Origin of the sequence: Rathayibacter tanaceti, from assembly GCF_001634385.1 — a bacterium.
Lineage (GTDB): Bacteria > Actinomycetota > Actinomycetes > Actinomycetales > Microbacteriaceae > Rathayibacter > Rathayibacter tanaceti.
The window spans coordinates 1-4,583 of sequence record NZ_LIIN01000168.1; the positions used below are offsets into that span (position 1 = coordinate 1).

Genomic DNA, 4,583 nt, shown 5'->3' on the forward strand with positions numbered 1-4,583 from the left:
AGCCGCCCTCGCCGCGCGCGACCGGCACGAGCATCGTCGTCTCCGCGCGTCCGAGCGGCTCGCCGAGCACCCCCTCGCGAAGCGGGCGGACCGTGGCGTCCGCGGCCGCGTCGAACGCGGGCGGAAGGAAGGAGAGGGCGGCGAGCAGGGCGGCGAGTGGATTGCCCGGCAGGGCGACCACGAGGGCGCCGCCCGGCAGGACCGCGAGTATCGTCGGGTGCCCCGGTCGCATGTCGACGCCGTCGACGAGCGTCGTCGCTCCGATCAGGTCCAGGGCGCGGCGCACCGCATCCGCCCGCGAGTGCCCGGTCCCGCCCGTCGTGACCCGGATCGGAGCCGAACCCGCCGACAGGGCTTCCGCGATCGCCTCGTCGTCGTCGCCCCGGCGCAGGATGTCGCCGACGACTCCGCCTGAGAGTTCGACGAAAGCGGGCAGCAGCGGCGTGAAGGCGTCGCGTACCCGTCCTGCGCGCGGCACTCCCTCGGTATCGACCTCGTCGCCGGTGAAGACGAGATCGACGGGGCACGGCCCGCGGGCGTCGAGCGCATCGACCCCCGCGATCGCGAGGAGGGCGAGATGCGCGGGAGTGAGGCGGGTACCGGAGTCGACGAGCACTCCTCCAGCCGGGACTTCGTCGCCCGCGCGCCGGATGTGGCGTCCGGGCGGGAGCTCGACCGACGCCGTGAGCAGCCCGCCCGCCTCCGAACCCTGCTCCGTCGCCAGGACCGCGTCGCTCCACTCGGGAACGGCTGCGCCGGTGACGATCGGAGCGGCAGAGCCGGCCCCGAGTCGCCAGGGGCCGGGGCCCCGAACGGCCCAGCCGTCCATGGCCGAGGAATCGTAGTGGGGGAGCGGGCGGCTCGCCACGACGGCGTGGTCGAGGACGCACCCGCGGGCGTCGAGGAGTGGGACTCGGGCCACGGGACTGCGCAGCACGGTCTCGCCGACGATCCGCCTGGCCTCGTCCCAGTCAGTCGCCTCGTGCCGGTGCGCGCTCATCTCCTCATTCTCGCGGTGCGCCGGAGCGGGGCCCGCATCGAGCGGACCCCGCCGGCGGCTCAGCCCAGGTAGCCGTTGGGGTTCAGCACGAACTTCTTCGCCGCACCCTTGTCGAAGTCGGCGTAGCCGCGCGGAGCGTTGTCGAGCGAGATCGCCGTGGCCTGCACGGCATCGGCGATGTGGACGCGGTCGTGCAGGATCGCCATCATCAGCTGTCGGTTGTACTTCATCACCGGGCATTGGCCCGTGGTGAACGACAGCGACTTCGCCCAGCCGAGGCCGAGTCGGATCGAGAGCGATCCTTCCTTCGCCGCGTCGTCCACTCCACCCGGGTCTCCCGTGACGTAGAGGCCGGGGATGCCGAGCGCGCCTCCCGCCGCGGTGATCGACATGAGCGAATTGAGCACCGTCGCCGGCGCCTCCGACCCCGAGTCGGGGCCGTTGCCGTGCGCCTCGAAGCCGACCGCGTCGACACCGCAGTCCACCTCGGGAACGCCGAGGATCTGCTCGATCTGGCCGGCCGGGTCGCCCTTCGAGACGTCGACCGTCTCGCAGCCGAACGAGCGGGCCTGCGCCAGCCGCTCCTCGTTGAGGTCGGCCACGATGACGACCGCGGCGCCGAGCAGTTGCGCTCCGACGGCCGCGGCGAGGCCGACGGGACCAGCGCCCGCGACGTAGACGGTGGAGCCGACGCCGACGCCGGCGGTGACGGCGCCGTGGAAGCCGGTCGGGAAGATATCCGAGAGCATCGTGAGGTCGAGGATCTTCTCGAGCGCCTGGTCGCGGTCGGGGAAGACCAGCAGGTTCCAGTCCGCGTACGGCACCATCACGTACTCGGCCTGCCCGCCGACCCAGCCGCCCATGTCGACGTAGCCGTAGGCGCTGCCGGGGCGGTCGGGATTCACATTCAGGCAGATGCCCGTCTTGCGCTCCTTGCAGTTGCGGCACCGGCCGCAGGCGATGTTGAACGGCACCGAGACGATGTCGCCGACCTTCACGAACTCGACGTCGGAACCGACCTCGACCACCTCGCCGGTGATCTCGTGCCCGAGCACCAGGTCGGAGGGTGCGGTCGTGCGGCCGCGCACCATGTGCTGGTCCGATCCGCAGATGTTGGTGGACACGGTGCGCAGGATCGCGCCGTGTGGCAGCTTCCGCCCGATGTTGGCCGGGTTCACTCCCGGTCCGTCCTTCAGCTCGAAGGTCGGGTAGTCGATGTCGATGACCTCGACGACTCCGGGGCTCTTGTAGGCGACGGCTCTGTTGCCTGACATGCGGTTCTCCTTCACGTGGACGACCGCGGGGCGCGCGCTCCGCGGGACCCCCGCGGCGCCGCTCGGAACCGGCCGCGACGTCGGGGCTCGCGAGAACGCTACGCCCACCGCCTGGAGCGACATCGAGACCGGGGGAGTACCGTGTCAGGCGGTGTGCGCCCGCCCGCGGATCGCGTCGCGGGACGTCGCCATGGCGGCGTCGAGCGCGGATCCGCCCCCGCCCTGGAGGCCTGCCGCGTAGCCCGCGAGGAACGTCGTCAGCGGTGCCGCGGGCCGCACGACTGCGTGCGCGGCATCTCCCGCCAGCGCGAGCAGCGCGTCGCGATCGATCGGAACCTCACCGAGGCCGAGCGCTGCGCAGAGCTCGTCCCACCAGGTGCTGAGCAGATCGTCGGTGGGTCGGTCGTCGCGCGTCTCGTCCATCCGCTCATTCTCGTTCGTGCGGCGCGGCAGGTCGATGCCGTGCCGCCGCGCGTCAGCAGGGCTGTCGACGTCGTCGGTGGAACCGGCGGGCACGCCGACGAGCTCGATCCGCGTCCCAGCGAGGACAGCGCGCACCGATGCTCCGTCGACGGTGTCGAGGCCGCGGAGCGCCTCGGAGAGCGAGCGTCGCCGGTGAACACCGAGGAGCTGCTGCGTGCGGCCGTTCGCGTCGACGGCGAGCAGGGACTGGGCTCGCGTGCGCGCGGCCTCCGTGAGCAGGCGGTGCACGGCCGGGGCCGGACCGACGAGGTCGGTCGCGAGCACGAGCACCCACTCCGGTGCGTCAGGGCGTTCGAGCGTTGGGAGGGCGGCGGCCAGACCCGCGACCGGACCGCCGAAGGGTGGATCATCCTGCACCAGCAGGGCCCCGCCGACAGACCGCCGCAGCAGCACCGGCCCTGCCACCACTGTCCGCTCGGCACCGTGTGCGGCCGCGAGCGCGGCCGCCAGCAGAGTGGTGCCGCGATGCACGAGCAGCGGCTTGTCCGCACCGTCGAGGCGGCGTGCGCGACCTCCCGCGAGGAGCACGGCGTCGAAGCGGGGGAGCGCGTGCCGGTCGATCACGGCTCCGAGGGTACGCGCGGGCCGGCCCGGGCGGACCGGCTCCGGTGTCGGAGGTCGCGGCTACTCTTGTCGGGTGGTAGCAGCCCTGTATCGCCGGTACCGGCCCGAGACGTTCGCCGAGATGATCGGCCAGTCGCAGGTGACCGATCCGCTCATGACGGCGCTGCGCACCAACCGTGTCAACCACGCCTACCTCTTCAGCGGCCCGCGCGGCTGCGGCAAGACCACGTCGGCTCGCATCCTGGCCCGCTGCCTCAACTGCGCCGCCGGCCCCACCGACACCCCGTGCGGCGTCTGCGACAGTTGCGTCGAGCTCAGCCGCGAGGGCCAGGGCTCGCTCGATGTCGTCGAGATCGATGCCGCGAGCCACAACGGAGTCGACGACGCGCGCGATCTGCGTGAGCGCGCCATCTTCGCCCCCGCGCGCGACCGCTTCAAGATCTTCATCCTCGACGAGGCACACATGGTCACCCCCCAGGCTTCAACGCCCTGCTCAAGATCGTCGAGGAGCCGCCGGAGCACGTGAAGTTCATCTTCGCGACGACCGAGCCCGACAAGGTCATCGGCACCATCCGCTCGCGCACCCACCACTACCCGTTCCGGCTCGTGCCGCCGGCGCAGATGCTCGACTACACGCAGGAGCTCTGCGGGCGCGAGGGCGTGCGGGTCGCCGCCGGGGTGCTCCCGCTCGTGGTGCGCGCGGGCGGCGGCTCGGTGCGCGACACCCTCTCCCTCCTCGATCAGCTCATGGCAGGCTCCGAGGACGAGACCGTCGAGTACGAGCGCGCCGTCGCGCTCCTCGGCTACACCCACGGCGCCCTCCTCGACGAGGTCGTCGACGCGCTCGCCGAGCACGACTCCGCCGAGGCGTTCGGAGCGGTCGACCGCGTGATCCAGACCGGTCAGGACCCGCGGCGCTTCGTCGAGGACCTGCTCGAGAGGCTCCGCGACCTCATCGTCGTCGCCGCCACCGGAGGCGCGGCCTCGGCCGTGCTGCGCGGCGTCTCGCAGGACGAACTCGACCGCATGGCCGGCCAGTCGCGGGCGCTCGGGCTGGCCGAGCTCTCGCGCATCGCCGACGTGGTCAACGAGGCGTTGACCGAGATGACCGGCGCGACCTCGCCGCGTCTCCACCTCGAGCTGATGATCGCCCGCACGCTCGTCCACGGCATCGGCGCCGGCATCGCGCCCGCTCCGCAGCAGGAGGAGCGGCCCCGGCACGTCGCCGAGTCTCGTCCCGCGCCGTCGGCCGCCGCCGCGAG

The 4,583-nt window shown here is 72.6% G+C and carries 3 protein-coding genes and 1 pseudogene; 1 reads left to right on the forward strand and 3 read right to left on the reverse strand.

Translation table 11 applies throughout. The features are described 5' to 3' along the window. The 3 genes from ACH61_RS14030 to ACH61_RS14040 form a co-directional block, all read right to left on the reverse strand. Nucleotides 1-1,000: molybdopterin-binding protein (locus ACH61_RS14030; protein WP_068213185.1), on the reverse strand; the 1,000-nt coding region annotated here is incomplete at its 3' end. A gap of 59 nt (nt 1,001-1,059) precedes the next feature. Beyond that, nucleotides 1,060-2,274 carry a formaldehyde dehydrogenase, glutathione-independent gene (gene fdhA, locus ACH61_RS14035; RefSeq protein ID WP_068213188.1) on the reverse strand — a complete coding sequence of 405 codons (1,215 nt, stop codon included), beginning with the start codon at nt 2,272-2,274 and terminating at the stop codon, nt 1,060-1,062. 144 nt (nt 2,275-2,418) lie between these two features. Further along, a complete protein-coding gene (locus ACH61_RS14040; RefSeq protein WP_082845286.1) occupies nt 2,419-3,321 on the reverse strand; it encodes an NTP transferase domain-containing protein in 903 nt (300 codons plus the stop codon). Nucleotides 3,322-3,394: 73 nt separating this feature from the next. On the opposite strand from ACH61_RS14040, the pseudogene ACH61_RS14045 reads away from it, so the two are divergent. Beyond that, a pseudogene (locus tag ACH61_RS14045) lies at nt 3,395-4,583 on the forward strand (DNA polymerase III subunit gamma and tau); the annotation flags it as partial.

Coding starts and splice junctions, on each gene's coding strand:
- fdhA (WP_068213188.1), bottom strand. CDS start 2,274: ATGTCAGGCAACAGAGCCGTCGCCTACAAGAGCCCCGGAGTCGTCGAG.